Origin of the sequence: Xanthomonas fragariae (assembly GCF_900183975.1) — a bacterium.
GTDB lineage: Bacteria > Pseudomonadota > Gammaproteobacteria > Xanthomonadales > Xanthomonadaceae > Xanthomonas > Xanthomonas fragariae.
The window spans coordinates 4147699-4169441 of record NZ_LT853882.1 but is presented as its reverse complement, the minus strand read 5'-3'; the positions used below and the strand labels follow the sequence as shown (position 1 = coordinate 4169441).

Here is a 21743-nt window from a genome sequence, read left to right as displayed (position 1 = left end):
ACGGAGGCGCTCGCATGATCGTCGTCGACAACCTGCACAAATCGTTTAAGACCAAGACCGGCCTGGTGAAAGCGGTCGATGGAGTCGGTTTCAGCGCCGCCGATGGCCAGATCACCGGCCTGCTCGGGCCAAACGGTGCCGGCAAGACCACCACCTTGCGCATGCTCTACACGTTGATGTCGCCCGACCAGGGCAGCGTCAGCGTCGATGGCGTGGATGCCGCGCGCGACCCGGTGACGGTGCGTCGCGCACTCGGCGTGTTGCCGGATGCGCGCGGCGTGTACAAGCGGCTGACCGCACGCGAAAACATCGCTTACTTCGGGGAGCTGCATGGCATGTCGCGCACGCACATCGCAGAGCGCACGCGCTTGCTGTCGGCCGCGTTGGACATGGATGACATTCTCGATCGCCAGACCGAGGGCTTCAGTCAGGGCCAGCGCACCAAAACCGCAATTGCGCGCGCGCTGGTGCACGACCCACGCAATGTGATTCTCGACGAGCCTACCAACGGCCTGGACGTGATGACCACGCGTGCGATGCGTGGTTTTCTTCAGCAATTGCGTGCGGAAGGGCGCTGCGTGATTTTCTCCAGCCACATCATGCAAGAGGTGGCTGCGTTGTGCGATCGCATCGTCATCGTTGCCAAGGGTACGGTGGTGGCCTGCGGCAGCGCCGACGAACTGCGCGCTGCCACCGGTGAGGACAATCTGGAAGACGCCTTCGTCAAGGTGATCGGCTCGGACGAGGGGCTGCACGCATGAGCACGACATCGTTGTTCGCCACCCTGTGGGTGGTGTTGCGCAAGGAATTGCACGACATTTCGCGCGACCGTCGCACCCTGGCATTGGCGTTGTTGTTGTCGCCATTGCTGTATCCAATCTTGATTCTCGGCATGGGCGCACTGAGCGAGAGCCGCGTGCGCACGCAGATTGACAAGCCGTTGGACATCCCCACGATCGGTCGCGAACACGCGCCCAACCTTGTGCGTTTTCTGGCCGCGCAAGGGCTTGATGCGGTCGATGCGCCGGCCGATCTGACCGCTGCGATCCGCAACCAGGATGTGGATGTGGCACTGCGCATCAGCGCCAGCTACGCCGACGATTGGCGCGCCGGCCGTCCGGCGTTGGTGGAGATCATCAAGGACAGTACCCGCCGCGAGGCCGACGTGCCCAGCATGCGCTTGCAGGCCGCGCTCAGCGGCTATAGCCAGCAGGTCGGTGCACTGCGTCTGCTGGCACGCGGCATCGATGCGCAGGTGGGCAGGCCGTTGGAAATCGCCGCGCAGGATCTGGCCACCGCCGAAGCCAAGCGCGGCCAGATGGTGGCGATGCTGTTGCCGGTGCTGCTAGTGATCACTTCATTCCTGGGTGGTGCTTCGTTGATTCTGGATGCCACCGCAGGCGAGCGCGAACGCCAGTCGCTGGAACCGTTGCTGGCCACGCCCGCGCCACGCAGTGCGATTGTGAGCGGCAAGATCGCTGCCGCCTGCGTGATCGGCATGGTGTCGTTGTTGCTCACGCTGCTGGCGTTCAAGCTGAGTGCGCAGCTGTCGACATCGAATCTGGGACGCCAGCTCAATGTCGGTTTCGTGCCGATGCTGCAGATGCTCTTCATCCTGGTGCCGATGTTGTTCGTCGGCACCTCGCTGCTGACCTATCTCGCCGCCGCCGCCAAGAGCATGAAGGAAGCACAGGCGCACATGACTTGGCTGTTGTTGCTGCCGATGCTGCCAGGCTACGCGCTGATGGCGTATCCGCTGAAGACCCAGCTATGGCAGTTCGCGGTGCCGTTCCTGGCGCAGAACCAGATGTTGCTCAAGGTGATTCGCCACGAGCAGATCAACGCACAGACCTGGGCTGTGTATTTGTGTGCCGGCTTCGGTGTGGCTGTCGTGCTGTGGTATGCGGCGGTGCTGCGTTATCACCAGGAGCGGTTGGCGATTTCCGGGTGAGTTCCTTTGCGGAAGGACAGTGAGCCTTATGTCTTCTGTGCAAGTGCGTTACGTTCACTTGGCTCAGACACCTGCGACGATGCAACCGCGCAATCAATCAACCGATCACCCCCCTGAATTGAACGACAACGTACGCCGCGTCGTCACCGGTGCAGCCACTGGTTCGAAGCGCCAGTGCTTAACCGCGTTGAGGACTTCGCGGTCGAACACGCGCGGCGGGGTGGCGCGTAGTACGCGCGAGGAGGTGATCGCGCCGTCGGTGCCGACCGTGAGCTCTACCAGCACTTCGCCGGATGTGCCATCGCGCAGGGCTTCGAGTGGGTAGCGCGGCGCCGGGGTGCTGATCGGACGCAGCGACTGCGCAGGCGGTGCAGCCGCCGCTGCTGCAGCCGGCGCCGGGCGCGGGGCCGCCGGGGTCGTTGCCGATGCCGGAGTTTTGGCCTGGTGTTCGGTCTCTGCGGTCTGCTGGCGCGCGACTTCCTGTTGCGCGGCGAGCTGCTGGGCAGCGGTGATTTCGCGGGTGTGCTGCTCGGCCAGACGTTTCTGCTCGGCGGCCTGCCTGGCCTTGTCCTCGACCAGCTTCCTGGCCTGCTCGACATCGTGCTCGGTGCGGTTGGCAGCGGACTGCATGCCCGCGCTCAGGCTTGCCTTCAGGCGCGGCAGCGCCGGTGCCTTGGGGTCGACCTTTTCGATCAGCGCGACCAGCCGCTGCGCTTCGGGAAATTCTTCGCGGCTGATGCCTTGTTCGGCGGCGATCAGCGTGTACGGCAGCAGATCGGTCAACGCGCTGTTGACGGTGGCGTCCTGCGGCTGCTTCTCACGCAAGGCCAGGTAGTACTCCACCGCGTTGTCGCCGGCCGGTGCGTACATGCGGTTGTCCTGCAACGCCTCGGTGGCCGATGCGCGCAGCTGGTCGGCGGCCATCGACTGCACCTGCGGAGACACCGCCGTGGCGGGCGTCGGCATAGCAGCCGGTGCCGCAGGCGTGGCGCCGGTAGCGGGCTTGCTTTCCTGCCTGGAGCAGGCGGCCAGGCCAATCAGCAACATGACCGGCGCGATCCGGCGTGCCAAACGGCCCTGTGTCAGATCCAACATGCGTTTGCCTTACCTCGAATGCGAAAGATAACGTTGCTGCAGCAAGCGCCGGCCAGTGTTCCCGCACTGAACGGCAAGGCGGCAATCTAGCATTGCTGGGGCGGTCTCAGCCAAGGGCTGCGGCGGGGTAGGGACGGATTTCATCCCGCCAGGGGGGCGATTGCCGCATCGGCCGGCACGCGTGCCGGGCAGTAGCGACGCAGGAAGTCCGCATGCGCGGGCAGCCGCAGCAGCGCCGCTTCCACCCGCGTGCGGATGTTTTCCAAAAAGTGGCGCAGCTCCGCATCGCCCATCAGGTCGGCCACCGGGTGATGGTGCCTGGGCATGATGCCCTGGCCCAGCATCACCTGCACCCACGAGTTCTCGGCAAACAGCTCGTTGGCCTGATGGAACACCCGCCCGCTCTAGCGAAACAATTCCACCCAATGCCGCAGCGTGTCAGGAATATCGATCGCTGCGCAGTCGCGCCAGAACGGCGTGTCGCGGCGATCGGTGACGTGGTAATGCAGGATCACGAAATCGCGGATATGGGTGATCTCTTCGGCCGCCTGGCGGTTGTACTCGGCAATGTCTAAGTCGTTGATGATCTGCGGGAAGGTCTGCAGCAGCCGGGTGATGCCGCGCTGGATCAGATGGATATCGGTCGATTCCAACGGCTCCAGGAATCCGCTCGCCAGGCCCAGCGCCACGCAGTTCTTTTCCCACACGCGATGGCGCTGATTCGGGGTAAAGCGCAACGGGCGCAGCTCCGTGAGCGCGCGGCCGGCGAGATTGCGTTGCAACACCTGCGCGGCGCTATCGTGATCCATGTAGCGGCTGGAATACACGATACCGTTGCCGACCCGGTGCTGCAGCGGGATGCGCCACATCCACCCCGATTGATCGGCGCGCGAGCGGGTGTAAGCCACCGGTGCGCCGACCGATTCGGTCTGCACCGCCAATGCGCTGTCGGCAAACAACCAGTGCGACCAATCGTCGGCGCCCACGCCCAGCGTCTGACCGATCAACAGGCCGCGGAAGCCGGTGCAATCCAGGAACAGATCGCCTTCCACCCGCGTGCCGTTTTGCAACGTCAAGGCGGTGAGATGGCCGCTGTGCGGATCTGTTTCGACAGTGCCGATACGGCCTTCGATACGCTGCACGCCGAAGCCTTCGCTGAAGCGGCGCAGGAAGCGCGCGTACAAGCCGGCGTCCAGGTGATAAGCGTAATTCATGCCGCCGTTGGACAGATGCGCAAAGCGGCCTTCCTGCGCGGCGCGCAGCTCCAGACAGTAATCGCCGAAGTCGCGTGCCACGCCACGCTGGCGCCCCTTCAACCAGAAATGCTGGAACCCGGCGCTCCAATGATCGGTGCCGGCGTGGCCGAAGGAATGGATGTAGCGCTGATCCAGATCGCGCCAATGTTCGAATCCGATGCCGAGCTTGATGGTGGCCTGGGTGGCGGCCATGAAGGCGGCTTCGTCGATCTACAGCAAACGGTGGAAGGTGATCAGGCTGGGGATGGTGGCTTCGCCCACCCCCACCGTGCCGATCTGATCCGATTCCACCAGGGTGATCTGCAGTTGCCGGCCCAGCACTTTGGATAAAGCGGCGGCGGCCATCCAACCGGCGATGCCGCCACGGGCAATGACGACGCGGCGCACCGGACGCTGCTGCGGGGTGGAAGAAACGGTGTGCGACATGCGTCGGTCCTCAGCGATTCAAGCGTTGCAGCAGCCGGGCGCGCAGGCTGCGGGCACCGGCGTCGTCCATCGTGGCCAGCACACCGCGCACCGCGTCGGGCACATGCGCGGCGGTGTGCGCATCGGCTTCGAACACGTAATGGCGGAACACGTCGTGCCAGGTGGCGCGTTGCTCGGTGGGCAGATCACGGATGGTGAGCAGGGCCAGCATCAGCGCGTTCATCGGCGAATCCATATAGGCCGGGCTCTGCCGCCACCAGAAATTGACCAGCACGTTGAAGGGCTGCAATGCCTCGATGTGATGCCACCACATGCTGGGAATGAACAATGCATCGCCCGGTTCCAGCTCGGCAACGAGCGCATGTTCCAACGCCTGCGTATAACGCGGAAAACGCTGTAGATCCGGTGCGGTGGTATCGACCAGGCTGACCGGTTGCCCGGCCGGGGTAAGGTCGAGCGGGCCGATGTAGAGATTGGCCAATTGTTCGGGCGGAAACAACGTAAAGCGGCGGCGTCCGGCGACCACGCACGCCAGGTTGTCGGGCAGATCCTGATGCGCGGCGATGCGGGTGCGGTTGCCGATCCAGATGCTGGCCAGCGCTTCGGTCTGCGGCAGCGTGATCGGGTTGTGCGCGCGCAAGCCGGGCAGATAGGTGGCCAGCGTGGTGGAGCCGACATAGATCGCCGGCGGCTGCGCAGCATCCAAATCGCGCAACAAGGTTTCCAGCACCACGCCCACGCCCAGCGGCACGCGCTCGGGGCGGAAATTGAAGCCGCTCATATCCGCGTTGTCGCCCGGCTGCCCGCTGATCACACCGGTCGCGTTGCCGTTGGAATCGTCTGGCCCACGCACCACGCCCGGCGCACCGCCACGGTTGCGGAAGATGTAGTTGCGGATACAGGTCAGGTCGGCCGAGGCGCAGCCGTTGCCCAGCGCTTGGTTCCAGTACGCGCCACCGACCAGCGTGTTCAAGCCCAACGAGGCATCGTTACGCGTGGTCACGCCGATGTAATTGTCGATGTTCTTGCGGAACAAGCCCACCGAGGCGGCCAGACGCATCGGCAACTCGTTGTTGGCGACCCAGTCGATGCCCACCGCAACCGGCACCAGCGCCTGCGCATCCACCCTGGTTTCTTCGTAACGCACGCCGGCGGCCAGATTGATCGGCACACGCAGATCGTCCCAGCTGTTGTTCCACTGCAGGTAGGCGTTCTTGGATTTTTCGGTGACGCGGCGGTCGGTGCTGTAGATCGACGAGGCGCGGTATAACGACGGATCGCCAGCCACTTGCGCAGTGGCTTGTCGCGCACGCTCGAAGTCGAACAGAAACAGTTGATTGAACTGCGCCGAATTGTCGCTGCCATCGATCGCATCGAGGTACTGCGCAAACGCGCTCGGGATCCACAGATCATCCGGATAATCGGCCGCGGTGCCGGCACCGGCCCAGGTATCGCGCTGCACGTTGGAAAACGCCGAGCGGTTCTTGACCTCGGTGCTGCCGATGCCGAACTTCAACTGCGAATAGTTTTCGAAGGTGAAATCGCCATTGACCTGCGCCTGGTCGATTTCCGACTTCATGTAGCTGTTGCGGAACGCCGAGCCGGTGACCAGCGTGCGCGAAGGGTCCAACCCGGTCAGGCCAAAGCCCAGCTGCTGCTGCAACACCGGGAAATCCTTGCTGAAATCCACCACCGAGGTGCCGCGATAGAACCCTGAGACGCCCAGCGAATTGCTTGAACCGTACGGGCTGTCCGGCTCGGCTTCGGCGGTGGAGCGGTGGAGGTCGACGTTGAGCTTGAACTGGTCGGTCACTGCCCAATCCACGTTGAAACCCAGCGACTTGTTCTGGTTACGCGTGGCCGCGTTGGAACCGGCGGTGGCCAGATCGCTGGTCGGTGGATTGACGATTTCCGAATAGATCACCGGCCCGGCCACCGGACCATTGGTCCAGGCGCTGGCCGACGGCCCGTAGTTGAACCACACCGACATTTCGTTGCGTTGCTGCTGGATCTTGTTATCCGAATAGGTGTAATCCAGCGTCGTGGTGATGTTGTCCAGCGGCTTGTACTGCAGCGTCAGCTGGCCGTTGGTGCGCTGGCGCTCAACGCCGACCACGCGGTAGTTGAGGTTCTGCGGCACCGAATAGATAGCGTTGGTGCCTGGCCGGTTGACGATGCTCTCCGAACCCGGGGCACCCGGCTGCGGGATGGTGCCGTAGGCAGTGGCATCGCCGCGGAACGCGCGCCAGCCATTGGGCACGCCGACCTGGCTATAGCCGAAGTCGCGTTCCTGATAGCTGCCGCTGAGCGACACGCCGAAGCGTCCATCGGCGGAGGTATTGCTGAAGATGCCGGAGATCTCCGGCGTCAGTGCATTGCCTTGCAAACGCCCGGGCAGGTTCTCGTTGGAGCTGTCGTGCACGCCCTTGAGGCCGAGGTTGGCATGCAGGCCTGGGTTGTCCAGCGGCCGGCTGGTCTTGATGTTGATGGTCGCACCGATACCGCCGGTGGGCGTGCTGGCGCGGCTTGTCTTGAAGACCTCGATGCCGGAGATCGACTCGGACGCCAGGTTGGCGAAGTCGAACGCGCGCGAGTTGGAGGCATTGGATTCTTCGATGCTGGCGCCCGGCATCTGCCGTCCGTTCAACAGCACCAAGTTGAAGTCCGGGCCGACACCGCGCACGGTGACGCGCGAGCCTTCGCCCAGCGACCGGTCGATCGACACGCCGCTGATGCGTTGCAGCGATTCGGCCAGATTGGTTTCCGGGAACTTGCCGATGTCTTCGGCCACGATGCCGTCGACGATGCCTTGCGCATCGCGTTTGACGTTCATCGATGAAGTGAGGCTGCCACGGATACCGGTGACATGGACGACATCGAGCGTGGCGGGGTCGGTCTGACCGGCCCCGGGGACGGTGGATGCCGACTGCGGTACCGGCGCTGTCTGCGCCGCCAGCGGAGTCGACAATGCGAAAAGCAGCGCAGACGTCAAGCGCCGCGTGCGCGGCAGAGTGCGTGGCTCTCTCAAGATGATTCCTTCCCCAGGCGAAAAAAATGCCGGCCCCGAGTAGGGCAGGCAAAAGTCGATGAAACAATGAAGCATTTGTGAGCGCCGCCTCAACCAAGTCAACTTGCACCGCAGCATCGACCGCGCGCTAATCGCGTCGCACATCGTTTCAATCAACGCGGTTTGTCGCGGACGTGCTCATTCGCTTACCCGTACCATCGGTCGCTGACGGCACGCCGCAGCGTGCCGCTTCTTTCGAACTGGAGCGCACAGATGATCGATCTGTATTACTGGCCCACCCCCAATGGCCACAAAGTCACCTTATTCCTGGAAGAGGCCGGGCTGGACTACACGCTCAAGCCGGTCAACATCGGCAAGGGCGAACAGTTCGAGCCGGCCTTTCTGCAGATTTCGCCCAATAACAAGATGCCGGCGATCGTCGACCATGCACCGGTCGATGGCGGCGGTGCGCAGAACGTGTTCGAGTCCGGCGCGATCCTGCTGTACCTGGCCGAGAAAACCAGCCGCTTCTTGCCGCGCGATGCACGCGGCCGTATCGCCGCGCTGGAATGGCTGTTCTGGCAGATGGGCGGGCTGGGCCCGATGAGCGGCCAGATGGGCCACTTCAGCGTCTACGCACCGGAAAAGATTCCGTACGCGATCGAGCGTTACAACGCCGAAGTGCGCCGCCTGCATGGTGTGCTCGACAAGCGGCTGGCCGAGCACACATTTCTGGCCGGCGACGATTACGGTATCGCCGACATGGCGAGCTATCCGTGGATCGAAGTATATGAGGACCTCAAGCCGGATTATGCTGCTTTCCCGCATCTGCAGCGCTGGCACGCCGCTATCGCCGCCCGTCCGGCCACGCAACGTGCGTATGCGCTAAAGGAGCAGGTCAACCCGAACGCTGGCAAGCCGTTGAGCGAGCACGAGCGCAAGCATTTGTTTGGTAAGCGCTGAGGCGCAGCGCCAAGCCCTTCTCCTGCGGGGCGCCACGGCATGGCTTGCGCGCATTGGCGCGCGTGCGTTGGTGCGCTCGTGCTGCTAGGGAAGGTCTCAACAACCCCACAGACTCGTTGCCAATGGCTCGAATCGTCGAGCGTTTGGCAGCAATGAAAAATGCGGTCTTGCAGGTCTGCAATGCATCGCGTTTGTCCGCACCGGTGTCGCCACTGTGGCCGACACACTGTCTTCCTTGCCGTTGATACGCCTAGGCTTTGCGTCCCATGGCGTGGTGTGCAGCATGAGTCGGCGTGGCAACTGCCACGACAACGCACCCGTGGAGAGCTTCTTCGGACTGCTCAAACGCGAGCGGATCAGGCGGCGGATCTATCCCACCAAAGAAGCCGCACGCGCTGAGGTGTTCGACTATATCGAAATGTTTTACAACCCAAAACGCCGCCATGGTTCAAATGGCGGCCTGTCGCCTGTAGAGTTCGAGCGGCGCTACGCGCAACGAGGGTGCTGAGTGTCTACGGAACCCTGGGCGTATCAGTTCGCTCACAGATGCACATGGCCTTTCGGATGGCACGCACGCGTCTCGCCTCAAAGGGTCACGCGACACGCTGACCACCTGGGATAAGGATATGAAGGATGCCTGGGAGGCGCTGCTGACGCGTCGATCGAAAATATGTAACAAGCCCGGCCGCAACTTCGCCACACCGCTGAAACCGGAAGAGCGCTTTTTGCTCGTCGAGCAAACCGGTAATCCGATGGCGAAGTCATCACTCGATAGCGCATGGCAACGTTTCATCAATGCGGCCATTCGCGACGGCGTCATCAAGCCGGAAGAGCGCTTTTCACTGCATGGTTTGAAGCATCGCGGCGTGACCGACACCGATGGCAATCGAGGCGACAAACAGGACGCAGCGGGGTACGTCTCTTCAGCCACTACTGACCGGTACGACCACCAGCTACCCGTCGTGAAACCTCCGCGACGGTGCCGAATTTTCCCAAAAATTTTCCCAAAACCACAAAACAGGCACTTCGACTCGCGTTCAAGTGCCTGTTTTTATTGGCCCAGAAGGATTCGAACCTGGAACCAAAGGATTATGAGGAAGCGCACCTTACATTAAAAACCAACCACTTAAGCCGTTTTATTTTCCTAACCTGGCTCCGTGGAACCCGCTTTGGGTCAGGGCCAAGCAGATATTTTTCCCACTCCAACCGCCGTAAATTTCAGGTCGCCGGATCGTAGTCACAGCGACGCGATGATGATCGGAGTAGATCGCCTAATCTGCATAGGGTGTCAGCAGCGGAAGTAGCTGTCGCCCATAGCAGGGTGTGAATCCACCCTGCTGCGAGCAGTCGTTGTCGGTCACCAACTTGCGCGCCGACGACTGGATTCAGACCTGTGCGCGTTGCTCTGATAGTTCATGCTTCGCTGGGAGTGTCATGCGCTGTACGCGTATCAGGCTGCGTGGGTTGGTTGCGCCTCGGCAAGTTCCTCCACATGCTCGCGGCTGAGTGCCGGGCCGCCGACGGTTGCCATGATTTCCTGGTTAAAAGGCTCCAGATCGCGGCCAGTGCGGCGCTTGCGCAGCGTCTCCCCAGGCTGGATCGGCGGGCCGTCTTCTTCCATGTAGCGGCGGATATGCTCGTATAAGCGCCACAGCAATTCATCCTCATACCAGCCCAGGTAGCCGATCGATTCGCGCGCATAGAGTTTCTTCGGGTCGTCCGGGTGCGGCGCCCACAACTCAAGACGGTAGGAGTCGCGCATGGTCTCGCCCATCAGCTGGTTGAATTTATAGGTGCGCGCTTGCACTGTCTCCCACGCCACTGTCTGTGGCTCGAGAAACCCCGGCATGATCCAGAATTTCCAGAAGGGGGCATGTTGGATGCGGGAGAAGGTGACGTGCCTTGTTTTGCGATTAAATAGGACCGGCTGGTCTTTTGGGAGTAGATAGCTTGACTTCAAAAGGTAAATGGCGCCGATTAAAAAAAATGAGGCCACAGGAAAAACTAGAATCCAGGTGCCGATTTCATCTAGTCCAGTGGCAAATCCAACCCAAAAACACATTCCAGCCCCCAGCAATGTCATCCATCCGCCAAACCCAACATCTCCACGCTCCCCCCCGGAGCCCAAAACACTTCCGATACTGATGGCATCCGGATAGATAGCCACCAACGACTCGCAGCTGCTGGCATGCTCATGTACCGGCTGCCGCTTATCTACCGGGGCAACCCGATGCGGGGTCGCGCTCAACATCAGCTTGAGCTGCGCGGGCGGCAGATCGAACTGCGGCTCGCCGCCCTGCCATTCCGTCAACAGCACACGGTATGCCGGGTTCTTGACTTCGTTCATTGCGTTTTATCCATTCACCAGCTGCTGCACCAATACTTGCCGTTCGCCGGACGACTCGCCGATGGTCACTTCCAACTGCGCGCTGCGGTAGCGCGCGCCATCCACACCGAGCTCGATCACCACCACGTCGGCTTCGGATTGCAACCGCGCCTCGTCCACGCCAGCCAGCCTTGCCAGCATCGTGCCCTGGCCATTGCTGTAGGCATACACGGTCGTGAAGACTCCCTTCATATCGGCCAGCACCATGGCCAGCATGTAGTTCAGATGCCCCCGCAGGTCTTGTGGCATCCACAGCCTGGTGGTTACGGTCTTGGACCAGATGCGGGCATCCTCGCCAACCACGCCGAGTGTGTCTGCGGCTTCTCCGGATGCACCCAGGCTTTGGATCCACTCCGTGCTGTACTCGAACTCCACACGGATGCCCATCAACATCTTGTTGAGCTCTTCCTGCTCGCGTTGCGGGCTACCCCACTTTACGTCGGCGTCCGACACGCCCCTCAGTCTGCTGGGGTTGGTTGCGGCTCGGCAAGTTCCTCCACATGCTCGCGGCTGAGTGCCGGGCCGCCGACGGTTGCCATGATTTCCTGGTTAAAAGGCTCCAGATCGCGGCCGGTACGGCGCTTGCGCAGCGTCTCCCCCGGCTGGATCGGCGGGCCGTCTTCTTCCATGTAGCGGCGGATGTGCTCGTATAAGCGCCACAGCAGTTCGTCTTCGTACCAACCCAGGTAGCCGATCGATTCGCGGGCATAGAGCTTCTTGGGGTCGTCCGGGTGCGGTGCCCAAAGCTCCAGCCGGTAGGAGTCGCGCATCGTCTCGCCCATCAGCTGGTTGAATTTATAGGTGCGCGCTTGCACTGTCTCCCACGCCACTGTCTGTGGCTCGAGAAACCCCGGCATGATCCAGAATTTCCAGAAGGGGGCGTGCCGGATGCGCGAGAAGGTTACTTGCCTTGTCTTGCGGTTGAAAATTACGGGCTGATCTCTTGGAAGAATGTAATATTTCTTAAGAAGATAAAGTGCGGCAACAAAAAAGAATGAAGCGATTGGGAATATAAGAAACCATGTCATAGGGTCGGCGAAACCAGCCACAGCGAAGCCCGCCCAGAAGAAGACTAATGATCCAAATAACGTCATCCAACCACCAAAGCCAACATCACCTCGCTCAGTTCCTGCACCTAGAATGCTGCCAATGCTAATGGCATTTGGATACACGGCCACCAACGACTCACAGCTACTGGCGCGCTCATGTACCGGCTGCCGCTTGTCTACCGGGGCAACCCGATGCGGGGTCGCACTCAACATCAGCTTGAGTTGCGCGGGCGGCACATCGAACTGCGGCTCGCCGCCCTGCCATTCCGGCAACAGCACACGGTATGCAGGGTTCTTGACTTCATTCATTGCGTTTCTATCCATTCACGAGTTGCTGCACCAGCACTTGCCGTTCACCGGATGACTCGCCGATGGTCACTTCCAACTGGGCACTACGATAGGACGATCCATCCACACCGATCTCGATCACCGCCACGTCGGCTTCGGATTGCAACCGCGCCTCGTCCACGCCAGCCAGCCTTGCCAGCATCGTGCCCTGGCCATTGCTGTAGGCATACACGGTCGTGGAGACTCCCTTCATATCCGCCAGCACCACGGCCAGCATATAGTTCAGATGCCCTCGCAGGTCTTGTGGCATCCACAGCCTGGTGGTCACGGTCTTGGACCAGATACGCGCATCCTCGCCCACGACACCGGGCGTGTCTGCGGCGTATGCGGATGCACCCAGGCTCTGGATCCACTCCGTGCTGTCGCTTCGCCAGGGAGATCGTCACGCACGCAGTGCGCTCAGGGGTGCGCTGTTGTCGTTTGCTCTGCCGCAAGTTCCTCCACCTGCTCACGGCTGAGTGCCGGGCCGCCGACGGTTGCCATGATTTCCTGGTTAAAAGGCTCCAGATCGCGGCCTCTGCGCAGCGGGCGCAGTGTTTCCCCCGGCTGGATCGGCGGGCCGTCTTCTTCCATGTAGCGGCGGATATGCTCGTATAAGCGCCACAGCAGCTCGTCTTCATACCAGCCCAGGTAGCCGATCGATTCGCGCGCATAGAGTTTCTTCGGGTCGTCCGGGTGCGGTGCCCACAGCTCAAGCCGATAGGAGTCGCGCATCGTCTCGCCCATCAGCTGGTTGAATTTGTAGGTCCGCGCCTGCACTGTCTCCCAGGCCACGGTCTGCGGCTCGAGAAATCCTGGCATGATCCAGAATTTCCAGAAGGAATGGTGTTGGATGCGGGAAAAGGTGACTGATCTTGTATTTCGATTAAAAAGTGCAGGTTGATCCCTAGGAAGTAAATAAAAACTCTTCAAAAGGTTGGCGGCAGCTATCATGAATATTAGCGACCCTGGAAATACCATTAGCCAAGTGATTGGATCGGAAATTCCAAAAGATGAAATTCCAACAAAAAGAACAGATAGGGAAATTATCAGAGTCATCCAGCCGCCAAACCCAGCATCTCCTCGTTCGGGACCAGCACCTAGAACGCTACCGATGCTAATTGCGTTCGGGTACACGGCCACCAGCGACTCACAGCTGCTGGCATGCTCATGCACCTGCTGCCGCTTGTCTACGGGTGCAACCCGATGTGGCGTGGCGCTCAGCATCAGCTTGAGCTGACCCGGCGGCAGATCGAACTGCGGCTCGCCGCCCTGCCATTCTGGCAACAGCACACGGTATGCCGGGTTCTTGACTTCATTCATTGCGTTTTATCCGTTCAACAGCTGCTGCACCAATACTTGCCGTTCGCCGGACGACTCGCCGATGGTCACTTCCAACTGCGCGCTGCGGTAGCGCGCACCATTCACGCCGAGCTCGATCACCACCACGTCGGCTTCGGATTGCAACCGCGCTTCATCCACGCCGGGAGGCCTGGCCTGCATCACACCGGCCCCGTTGCTGTAGGTGTACACCGTGGTGGAAATCCCGGCCGAATCCGCCAGTACCACGGCCAGCATGTAGTTCAGATGCCCTCGCAGGTCTTGCGGCATCCACAGCCTGGTGGTCACGGTCTTGGACCAGATGCGGGCATCCTCGCCAACCACACCGAGCGTGTCTGCGGCGTATGCGGATGCACCCAGGCTCTGGATCCACTCCGTGCTGTCGCTTCGCCAGGGACATCGTCACGCACGCAGTGCGCTCAGGGGTGCGCTGTTGTCGTTTGCTCGGCCGCAAGTTCCTCCACCTGCTTGCGGTTGAGTGCCGGGCCGCCGACGGTTGCCATGATTTCCTGGTTAAAAGGCTCCAGATCGCGGCCAGTGCGGCGCTTGCGCAGCGTCTCCCCAGGCTGGATCGGCGGGCCGTCTTCTTCCATGTAGCGGCGGATGTGCTCGTATAAGCGCCACAGCAATTCATCCTCATACCAGCCCAGGTAGCCGATCGATTCGCGCGCATAGAGCTTCTTCGGGTCGTCTGGGTGCGGTGCCCACAGTTCCAGCCGATAGGAGTCGCGCATGGTCTCGCCCATCAGCTGATTGAATTTGTAAGTGCGTGCCTGCACCGTCTCCCAGGCCACAGTCTGTGGCGGCAAAAACCCCGGCATGATCCAGAATTTCCAGAATGGGGCGTGTTGGATGCGGGAGAAGATGACTTGCCTTGTTTTTCTATTAAATAGGACAGGCTGATCTTTTGGTAGTAGGTAACTTGATTTCAGTAAATTAACTGCCCCAGCAAAAAAAAGTAATCCTGCGGGAAAGAAAAATAACCATGCAGCGAGGCTAAAAAAGCCAAATAACGATCCAAACCAAAAACACATTGCCGCTCCCAGCAATGTAATCAAGCCACCGAATCCAACATCTCCGCGTTCCATGCCCGAACCCAAAATGCTACCAACGCTAATCGCGTTCGGGTACACAGCCACCAACGACTCACAGCTGCTGGCACGCTCATGCACGGACTGTCGCTTGTCCACGGGTGCGACCCGATGCGGCGTGGCGCTCAGCATCAGCTTGAGCTGCGCCGGCGGCAGATCGAACTGCGGCTCGCCGCCCTGCCATTCCGGCAACAGCACACGGTATGCCGGGTTCTTGACTTCATTCATTGCGTTTTATCCGTTCAACAGCTGCTGCACCAATACTTGCCGTTCACCGGATGACTCGCCGATGGTCACTTCCAACTGCGCGCTGCGGTAGCGCGCGCCATCCACACCGAGCTCAATCACCACCACGTCGGCTTCGGATTGCAACCGCGCCTCGTCCACGCCGGGAGGCATGGCCTGGATCACGCCGGCCCCGTTGCTGTAGGTGTACACCGTGGTGGAAATCCCGGCCGAATCCGCCAGCACTACGGCCAGCATGTAGTTCAGATGCCCTCGCAGGTCTTGTGGCATCCACAGCCTGGTGGTCACGGTCTTGGACCAGATGCGCGGGGAATCCTCGCCAACCACACCGGGCGTGTCTGCGGCGGCTCCGGATGCAGCCAGGCTCTTGATCCACTCCGTGCTGTACTCGAACTCCACACGGATGCCCATCAACATCTTGTTGAGCTCTTCCTGTTCACGTTGAGGGCTACCCCACTTCACGTCGGCGTCCGCCACGCCCCAGATGCTCTTGGCCGCCCACTCCTCGGTCGGCGTGTCCTGCAGGCGCATTGCGACATAGCCGGTCATCAGGCCCAGGCCGATCAACACCAGGCCCCACCCTGTCCAGGACAAGCCCAGCATTCCAGCGGATGCCGCGGACGCGGACTCGGATGCTGCCCCGGCTCCGGTAACACCAGAAGCAGCAAATGTCGCTTGCACTCCCCTCCATGATGCATACGCAGCACCTAGGAAAAAAGTTCCTTGAGCACCGTAGAAGAACGCAGCATCTTTATCGTCAGTTTTGAATCGATTTACAACATTAGCAACTGACAATCCAACATCTAATATCAACCCAACCGCAGAAATCCGCCCCGCCGTCCACTTCAACATCCGCGCCCGGCCCACGGCCGCATCAATGCCTTTGGCCTTGTCCAGGTGTTTGTAGAGCGCTTCGCTCACTTCCAGACTGGCAGCCACCAGCCCCATGCCCGCGCCCAACAGGCCCACAGAGGCGACCTGACGTTCTTTCTCGCTACCGAATGTCAAGGTATGAAATGCCTTGGCGATCGCATACGCCTGCAAGACGCCGCCAGCGGCAGTAAAGGCCGCAGAGCCTTCACGCAAGGCCTTGGCGGTGGCATCGCCCCAGAGCTTGAGTTCATTGCCTGCCGGTGTCGCGACCTTGCCGGTCTGCTGGCCCACGTCTTCGCCGAATCGCCACACCTTGACCACTTGCTCGGCCAGGGCATCTGGCGTCTTGATCGCCATTGCCAGCGACCCGGCCAAGACCAGGCTCTTCACCTTGCCGGCCTGACGCGGCAGGCTTCCGATCGCCTGGCTGGCGGCTTCGGCGCTGGACTGGCGTAGGCGCTCTCCGGCCATCTGCCAGAACTGCACGGCCTGGCCGAAGCGAAGCTCCATTTGGATGGCCTCCTTCCCCGGGCCAGCCGCCTCCAGCAGCCCCGCCATCAAGCGCTCGAACGTGGCGCCCGCCGCAGCTGACCAGGCTTTTTTCTTCTCCATGCCCAGCGCCACGCCGCCGGCAACGGCAATCAGCGGATGCCCGGCGGCGGCGGCCAGCGTCTTCAAGGTGGGCAGCGAAGCGACGGTCTTGTCGTAGAACGGGAACGCCTTCAGCAGCCGCTGATCGGCTTTTAGCTGGCCGTCGGCCGCCTTGCTGCTGTCCTCGAACAGCTTGAACAGGTTCTTGGCCTCCTTGTGCAGCTTGGTCGCCTTGAACGCCTTGTGGAACGCGTCCTGGTTGCCAAGCAGCGCCCGCGTCAACAAGGCTTCCTTCTGTTCCGGATCGTCGGTGAGGAAATCGCCGTACCATTCCAGGCCCTTGTCGGTCATCGCGCCACCATTGGTGATGTCGGCCACCAGGCTGGCGAAGTGCAGGCCATCCATGCGGACCTGCTGCGAGCAGTCGTTGTCGGTCACCAACGTGCGTGCCGCCGACTGGATCCAGACCTGGTGGTCCAGCTCCACCTGGGCGAGCTTCTTGAGGTCGGCCTCCACCATTGTGGTGTAGCGCTGCAAAAATTCGCGGAAGGGATACGCGCCATCCTTGCTCTTGAGCTTGTCGAGCACTTGCTGCTTGAGCTTGGCCGCTTTCTGGTCCGGACCTCGCTCGGTCTGCAAGACGATCGTGCCCTTGCTGAAATCCGGAAGGTAGTCGCCGTCTGCGGCGATCCTTCCGCTTTCTTGGAAAAACGTTCCTGGCGGCAACTCCTTGTTCTCGACCATGCGGTCGAACTCGGCGCGCGTGACCTTCTTGCCGCCCATGCCGCGCTGCTTGAGTTCCTGCAGGTTCTGCTTGGCGGCAGCGTTGCGCTCATCAATTTCCTTCAACAGCCCTTCGATGCTGAGCGCTGTCTGCAAGCGCCAAGGGCGCTGTTCGCTTTGCTTGTCCTTGTCGTAGAGCCAGCGCTTTGCGCTGTTGCACTGGGTCAGGCGGGCGGTGGCGGTTTCTGCCGTCATGCCCACGGCATCCGGCACGCTGACGATCTTCAGCTGATCCAGCGTGTACTGCCCTTTGGTCGCCTTGACCAGCGTCTCGGCCTCTTGCATCAAGTGGGCGACGGTCTCGGGCCGTACGCCGGCCGTTCCAGCGGCCTCCCTTCCCTGAGATAACGGAGGGTATGGCGTATCCAGCAAGTGATTCTTGGGAGGAGACGGGTCGTAGTCGGCCACGATCGTTGCCACCGTCGCTGCGGTCAGGGGCATGGAGCGCGCGCAGGTGACGCTGGGAACGTCGATCATGGTCATGCGTGCGTCGCGCTTGCCGGAATCGGATGCATAAAATTCCCGCACCGGCCTGGACCACGGATGATCGCTGTAGCCCACCCAGACCTTGCCGGCGTGCCTGGGTTCGGGGATCACCAGCAGCATCGCGCTGGCGTAAGCGGCGGTGCGCTGGCAGGTGAAGGCGCTGTCGGCTTTGGCGCCGGAGTGCTCGATCATGTCCAGCGGATAGGGCGCAAGATAGCCGCCGTCGGACACCTGGAAGGCCTGCCAGCCCTTGTTCGCCTCCAATGCCGCCGTGTGCGGCGACGCGTAATAGACCATCAGATAGCCGGCACGCAAGGTGCGCATCACGTAGCGGCCGAAGCGCAGTGTCGGCCCTGCCACATCCTTGTCCAGCAACGCCGCGCACGCCTGCTGCTTCGGCTCGGCGTAGGCGGCGTCCGCCAGCCCTGGCCTGAGCACCAGAAAGGGCAACCCGGCCTTCACGCAAGCGGTGCATCCTGACGCCTGCCCGGCTGGCGTCGTCGCTGCCGCTTTCTGGGCGTTGGAGGAGTAGGTGGGTTGTTGACCATCAGCCATGTCGCATGTCCCTATCGGTGTCGGCCCGCCGGTCGCTGCGATTGAGTTCGTCGCGAATCCGGGTCCAGCCCTCGGGGTCCGGAATGTCTTCCAGCGCTTGCTTCAGCGTGGTTTCGCCGGCGATGGCCTTCGCCACCACGGACTGAACCCACGGGTGGTGGAGCAGGCGCAGGTGAACCTGGAAGAGATAGGCCGCCATCAAGGTGCGGTCCTGCCGTTGCGTCACGCCAGCGGCGTCGACCGCGATGGCTGCGCTGTGCGCCTGCGCAAGATAGTCGGCGGGGAGGTCACTGGCAAAGGATATCCAGCCCCGCAGTAGATCCTGCACCGTCTCGTTCAATGCCCCATGGACCCATTGCGTGGCGGTCAAGCTCAGCGCGCCAGGCTGGCGTTCCGAATTGGTCCGATAGGTGACCAGGCGATTGCGTCGATCCAGGACGGTCCACGCGCAGATCGGCCCCAGCAATCTGCTGCGTTGCTCATCGGACAATGCCGACCACATCCATTCCAGCACCCGCCGATCGTGCCAGCGGATCAACCTGCTCGTTCCGCCCGGCCCGGCGCGCAACTGCATGCAACGGGCCAGGTGACGCGCCAGTTGTGAGGGGTCGGCCGGCGACCCAAGCCAGAGCCAGCCCCCGATGCTGAAGCCACGTGCTGCCTCGACGGTCGGCATTCGCTGCTCTTCCACTGCACCGGCGACACTGGCCTCGAGCAAAGCGACGTTGCGCGCGTCCAGCCTGATCAGCCGCGGCCGTTGTGTGCCGGAGACGCTGGGATGCTTGATTGGTACTTCCCAAACGTTCGCGGCCGCGACTGGTGGCCACTCTTCCGGAAAAGGCTCTCTCAGCAAGGGGTCGATGAGAAGAAAGCACGCATCCGCGTCATCGCGTTGCAGATGCTCGCCTAACTGTCTAGCGATGGCGTCCAACATGTGTTCTTGCCCCTAGATGTACGCAGCGCCGCCAGCGGCCTTCGTCGTGGTGTCCTGCGGGCAAGGCTTCAACGTAGCGTTGGGCACGACAGCATTGCTGGTCGCCCCTTGCGGCCCCGTCCACACCTGCTGCCCGCCCTTGAACTCGATCGTCCCCGGCGCGCCCAGTTCGATGTCGTCGCCTTCCAGCTTGATGTAGGCGCCGGCCGCCGTGGCCAGCAGGTGCTTGGTCGGGGCGGCGATCTGGAGGTCGGCGGTGGTGCTGACGATGCGGACCTGGGTCTTGGCGGCGAGCTTGGCCAGGTTCTTGTGCGCGCGGGCGCTGAGCGTGCCTTGCGCGGCGTGCAGGGCGATGCCGCGCTCCTGGTTGGGGCTGCCGGCGACCGGGGCGCTGCCCTGAGTGTATAGCACCAGCCCGCCGGCCACCGCCAGCACCAGCTGCGCCTGGCTGGCCCAGTTCAAGGCGGTGCCGGCCAGCAGCGTGGTCTGCGTGCCCGACACCCACACCTGGTCGGCCGGGGTCAGGCTCATCACGCCCGCGCTGCCGCTGCCCAGCAGCGCCGGGCGGCTCCAGCCCGGCGCCTGGCCGTCGGCGCTTCCACCCTGCGTCGCCTTCAGGCTGGCCTGCAGGGTCTTGAGCCCGTCCTGGGCGGGGAGGCGGTCCGGGTCATTGGGCAGCTGCGCCTGCTGCTGCCGGGCCGCGTCGGCCAGCGCCTGCAGCAGCTGCTCGCCCTGTTCCAGCTGCGACAGCGCCTGGCTGGCCGCCAGCTGCTGCTGGCCCGGCTCGCTGCTCAGCAGCAGGCCCTGGCCGGCGCGCACCGCGCCGTAGGCCTGGGTGGACAGTTCCACCCCGTAGCCGCGCTCGCCTTCGCGCAGGTTGTCGCTGCCGCCCTTCAGGTGGCCCAGGGTCAAGGTGCTGGCGTGCTGGGTGGTCGACAGCTGCGCGCGGCCCTGGCCGGGGGTGTCGTCCAGACGCAGCTGCTGGTAACCGCCGGTGCCGTCCTGGCTTTGCGCCAGCGCCTGGCTCTTGAACCCGGTGAACACCGCGCCGTGCGCGTTGCCCTGGAACCACGCCGGCGCATTGCCGGTGGCCCCGGCCCCGCCGCCGCCGACCTGGTTGTGCGCCGCCTCGTCCTGGCCGCGCCCGTTGTACACGCTGCCGATCACCACCGGCCGGTCGATGTCCCCTTCCAGGAACCCCACCAGCACTTCCTGGCCCTTGCGCGGCAGCACCACGCCGCCCCAGTTGTCGCCGGCCCATGGCGTCATCACCCGCACCCAGGTCCACGCCGACGCGCTGCCCGGCGCGTTGTCCTCCCCGGCCGGGTGCGCCAGCGCGCTGCTGGCATCGGCACCGCGCTGGAACGGGAACTGCACCTTGATCCGGTGGTCGCGGTCGGACTGCACCGGGTCGCCGTCGCTGACCACGATCGCGCTCAGCGTGCCGGCCACCGTCGGCTTGGGATGCAGGCGCACGCCATGGCCGTCCTCGGTCTGCGGCCGGTACGTCGCCGTCGCCGGCAACGCGGTGAACTGGTTGCGATAGAACGCCACCTCAGCGGCGTCCTGCGCCGGCGCATACCCGCCGCCCAGGCCCGCCAACGCCGGCGGCAGCGGCGCGCCGGCCACCGCCACCGCGCCCAGCGACTGCTCCAGCGCATCGAATACGTCCGCGCCCAGGTTGTTGCGCGCCTGGTGCCGCACCTGCAGGCACAGGAACCGCGCATCGGCAGCCACGCTCGCATGCTGGCGCAGCCCGAAACGCGTGCCCGGCGCCAGTTGGCGCCAGCTGCCCTGGCCCTGGATGGTCTGCGCCGCCACCTGCTGCGCATCGAGCTGCTGCTGCGCGCGGCGCTGGCCGCGCGTGCTGTCTTGCCAGCCATAGGGGCCGGCGGTGTCCACGTCCTCGGCGCCGATGTCCCCCAGCGGCGTGCCCTCGGCGCCGGCCGGGCGCAGGCTCAGGCTGCGGTAGTCCCAGCTGGCCCGCGACAGCGTGGTCGGGCGCCAGCGACACGACCGCACCCACTGCTGCACGCTGTCCTGCTGCTCGGTGACGTCGGTGCGGTGATAGCGCACCGTGCCCAGCGCGGCGAAGGCGTGGTTGTGGTCCGACAGCACCAGGGTGTGGCTGCCCAGGCGCTCGCTGCCGGCATCGCCGGCATGCGCGAACCAGACATAGATCCCTTCTTCGGCCAGCAGCCGCTGCACGAAGGCCAGGTCGGTCTCTTCATACTGCGTGGTCAGGCTGCGCCTGGCGTACACGCGGCGGTCGGACAGCTCCCAGCGCCACGCCGGCGCCAGCGCGCCTTGCTCGGCGTAAAACGCAGCGCGGCGATTGAAATCGACATTGGGCAGCCCGAGCAACACTGGCTGGCCCAAACTT

General features: G+C 62.9%; 15 protein-coding genes and 4 pseudogenes. 5 read left to right on the top strand and 14 right to left on the bottom strand.

Annotated features, from left to right (window positions below; genetic code table 11):
* Positions 1–14 precede the first annotated feature (14 nt).
* Together PD885_RS19340 and PD885_RS19335 are read left to right on the top strand one after the other, a co-directional pair.
* The gene (locus PD885_RS19340) at positions 15–761 is read left to right on the top strand and encodes an ABC transporter ATP-binding protein (RefSeq protein WP_002804214.1); all 747 of its coding nucleotides are present in this window, start codon (positions 15–17) and stop codon (positions 759–761) included.
* Positions 758–1951 (top strand): ABC transporter permease, encoded by a 1194-nt coding sequence (locus PD885_RS19335; protein WP_002804213.1) that lies wholly within the window; start codon positions 758–760, stop codon positions 1949–1951. The genes PD885_RS19340 and PD885_RS19335 overlap by 4 nt, the downstream gene beginning before the upstream one ends.
* Before the next feature lie 105 nt (positions 1952–2056).
* On the opposite strand, the gene PD885_RS19330 is transcribed toward PD885_RS19335, so the two are convergent.
* From PD885_RS19330 to PD885_RS19320, 3 genes and pseudogenes are all read right to left on the bottom strand, one after another.
* On the bottom strand, positions 2057–3046 hold the full coding sequence (locus PD885_RS19330) for an energy transducer TonB (protein WP_002804212.1): 990 nt from the start codon (positions 3044–3046) through the stop codon (positions 2057–2059).
* Positions 3047–3186: 140 nt separating this feature from the next.
* A pseudogene (locus tag PD885_RS19325) lies at positions 3187–4728 on the bottom strand (tryptophan halogenase family protein).
* A 298-nt stretch (positions 4729–5026) separates the two neighbouring features.
* Positions 5027–7756: pseudogene (locus tag PD885_RS19320) on the bottom strand (TonB-dependent receptor); the annotation flags it as partial.
* Between the two features lie 252 nt (positions 7757–8008).
* Here PD885_RS19320 and PD885_RS19315 point away from each other — a divergent pair.
* Positions 8009–8698, top strand: a complete 690-nt coding sequence (locus tag PD885_RS19315; RefSeq protein ID WP_002804208.1) for a glutathione binding-like protein — start codon at positions 8009–8011, stop codon at positions 8696–8698.
* Between the two features lie 112 nt (positions 8699–8810).
* On the opposite strand, the pseudogene PD885_RS21160 reads toward PD885_RS19315, so the two are convergent.
* Positions 8811–8944: pseudogene (locus PD885_RS21160) on the bottom strand (IS5/IS1182 family transposase); the annotation flags it as partial.
* Positions 8945–8960: 16 nt separating this feature from the next.
* Between PD885_RS21160 and PD885_RS19310 the strand changes: the two are divergent.
* Both PD885_RS19310 and PD885_RS19305 read left to right on the top strand, forming a co-directional pair.
* Positions 8961–9206: pseudogene (locus PD885_RS19310) on the top strand (IS3 family transposase); the annotation flags it as partial.
* A 118-nt stretch (positions 9207–9324) separates the two neighbouring features.
* Positions 9325–9813, top strand: coding sequence for a site-specific integrase (locus tag PD885_RS19305; protein ID WP_231892697.1), 489 nt, complete (start codon positions 9325–9327; stop codon positions 9811–9813).
* Between the two features lie 335 nt (positions 9814–10148).
* Here PD885_RS19305 and PD885_RS19300 read toward each other — a convergent pair whose 3' ends face one another.
* From PD885_RS19300 to PD885_RS19255, 10 genes are all read right to left on the bottom strand, one after another.
* Positions 10149–11045 carry a DUF6708 domain-containing protein gene (locus PD885_RS19300; RefSeq protein WP_002804167.1) on the bottom strand — a complete coding sequence of 299 codons (897 nt, stop codon included), beginning with the start codon at positions 11043–11045 and terminating at the stop codon, positions 10149–10151.
* Between the two features lie 6 nt (positions 11046–11051).
* Positions 11052–11537, bottom strand: coding sequence for a hypothetical protein (locus PD885_RS22295; protein WP_002804165.1), 486 nt, complete (start codon positions 11535–11537; stop codon positions 11052–11054).
* A gap of 5 nt (positions 11538–11542) precedes the next feature.
* Positions 11543–12442 carry a DUF6708 domain-containing protein gene (locus PD885_RS19290; RefSeq protein ID WP_040762278.1) on the bottom strand — a complete coding sequence of 300 codons (900 nt, stop codon included), beginning with the start codon at positions 12440–12442 and terminating at the stop codon, positions 11543–11545.
* 7 nt (positions 12443–12449) lie between these two features.
* A complete protein-coding gene (locus PD885_RS19285) occupies positions 12450–12749 on the bottom strand; it encodes a hypothetical protein (protein ID WP_231892698.1) in 300 nt (99 codons plus the stop codon).
* 131 nt (positions 12750–12880) lie between these two features.
* Positions 12881–13783: a DUF6708 domain-containing protein gene (locus PD885_RS19280; protein WP_040762276.1), complete on the bottom strand. Its 903-nt coding sequence runs from the start codon at positions 13781–13783 to the stop codon at positions 12881–12883.
* Positions 13784–13789: 6 nt separating this feature from the next.
* Positions 13790–14089 (bottom strand): hypothetical protein, encoded by a 300-nt coding sequence (locus PD885_RS19275; RefSeq protein WP_231892699.1) that lies wholly within the window; start codon positions 14087–14089, stop codon positions 13790–13792.
* 131 nt (positions 14090–14220) lie between these two features.
* A complete protein-coding gene (locus PD885_RS19270) occupies positions 14221–15120 on the bottom strand; it encodes a DUF6708 domain-containing protein (RefSeq protein WP_065975007.1) in 900 nt (299 codons plus the stop codon).
* A 6-nt stretch (positions 15121–15126) separates the two neighbouring features.
* Positions 15127–18426, bottom strand: coding sequence for a T6SS effector BTH_I2691 family protein (locus PD885_RS22290; RefSeq protein WP_231895760.1), 3300 nt, complete (start codon positions 18424–18426; stop codon positions 15127–15129).
* On the bottom strand, positions 18419–19360 hold the full coding sequence (locus tag PD885_RS19260; protein ID WP_088057078.1) for a DUF4123 domain-containing protein: 942 nt from the start codon (positions 19358–19360) through the stop codon (positions 18419–18421). Before PD885_RS19260 ends, PD885_RS22290 begins: the two co-directional genes overlap by 8 nt.
* 12 nt (positions 19361–19372) lie before the next feature.
* Entirely contained in the window at positions 19373–21739 is a 2367-nt protein-coding gene (locus tag PD885_RS19255; protein ID WP_231895759.1) for a type VI secretion system Vgr family protein, read from the bottom strand.
* Between the last annotated feature and the right edge of the window lie 4 nt (positions 21740–21743).

Coding starts and splice junctions, on each gene's coding strand:
- PD885_RS19340 (WP_002804214.1), top strand. CDS start 15: ATGATCGTCGTCGACAACCTGCACAAATCGTTTAAGACCAAGACCGGC.
- PD885_RS19335 (WP_002804213.1), top strand. CDS start 758: ATGAGCACGACATCGTTGTTCGCCACCCTGTGGGTGGTGTTGCGCAAG.
- PD885_RS19330 (WP_002804212.1), bottom strand. CDS start 3,046: ATGTTGGATCTGACACAGGGCCGTTTGGCACGCCGGATCGCGCCGGTC.
- PD885_RS19315 (WP_002804208.1), top strand. CDS start 8,009: ATGATCGATCTGTATTACTGGCCCACCCCCAATGGCCACAAAGTCACC.
- PD885_RS19305 (WP_231892697.1), top strand. CDS start 9,325: ATGAAGGATGCCTGGGAGGCGCTGCTGACGCGTCGATCGAAAATATGT.
- PD885_RS19300 (WP_002804167.1), bottom strand. CDS start 11,045: ATGAACGAAGTCAAGAACCCGGCATACCGTGTGCTGTTGACGGAATGG.
- PD885_RS19290 (WP_040762278.1), bottom strand. CDS start 12,442: ATGAATGAAGTCAAGAACCCTGCATACCGTGTGCTGTTGCCGGAATGG.
- PD885_RS19280 (WP_040762276.1), bottom strand. CDS start 13,783: ATGAATGAAGTCAAGAACCCGGCATACCGTGTGCTGTTGCCAGAATGG.
- PD885_RS19270 (WP_065975007.1), bottom strand. CDS start 15,120: ATGAATGAAGTCAAGAACCCGGCATACCGTGTGCTGTTGCCGGAATGG.
- PD885_RS22290 (WP_231895760.1), bottom strand. CDS start 18,426: ATGGCTGATGGTCAACAACCCACCTACTCCTCCAACGCCCAGAAAGCG.
- PD885_RS19260 (WP_088057078.1), bottom strand. CDS start 19,360: ATGTTGGACGCCATCGCTAGACAGTTAGGCGAGCATCTGCAACGCGAT.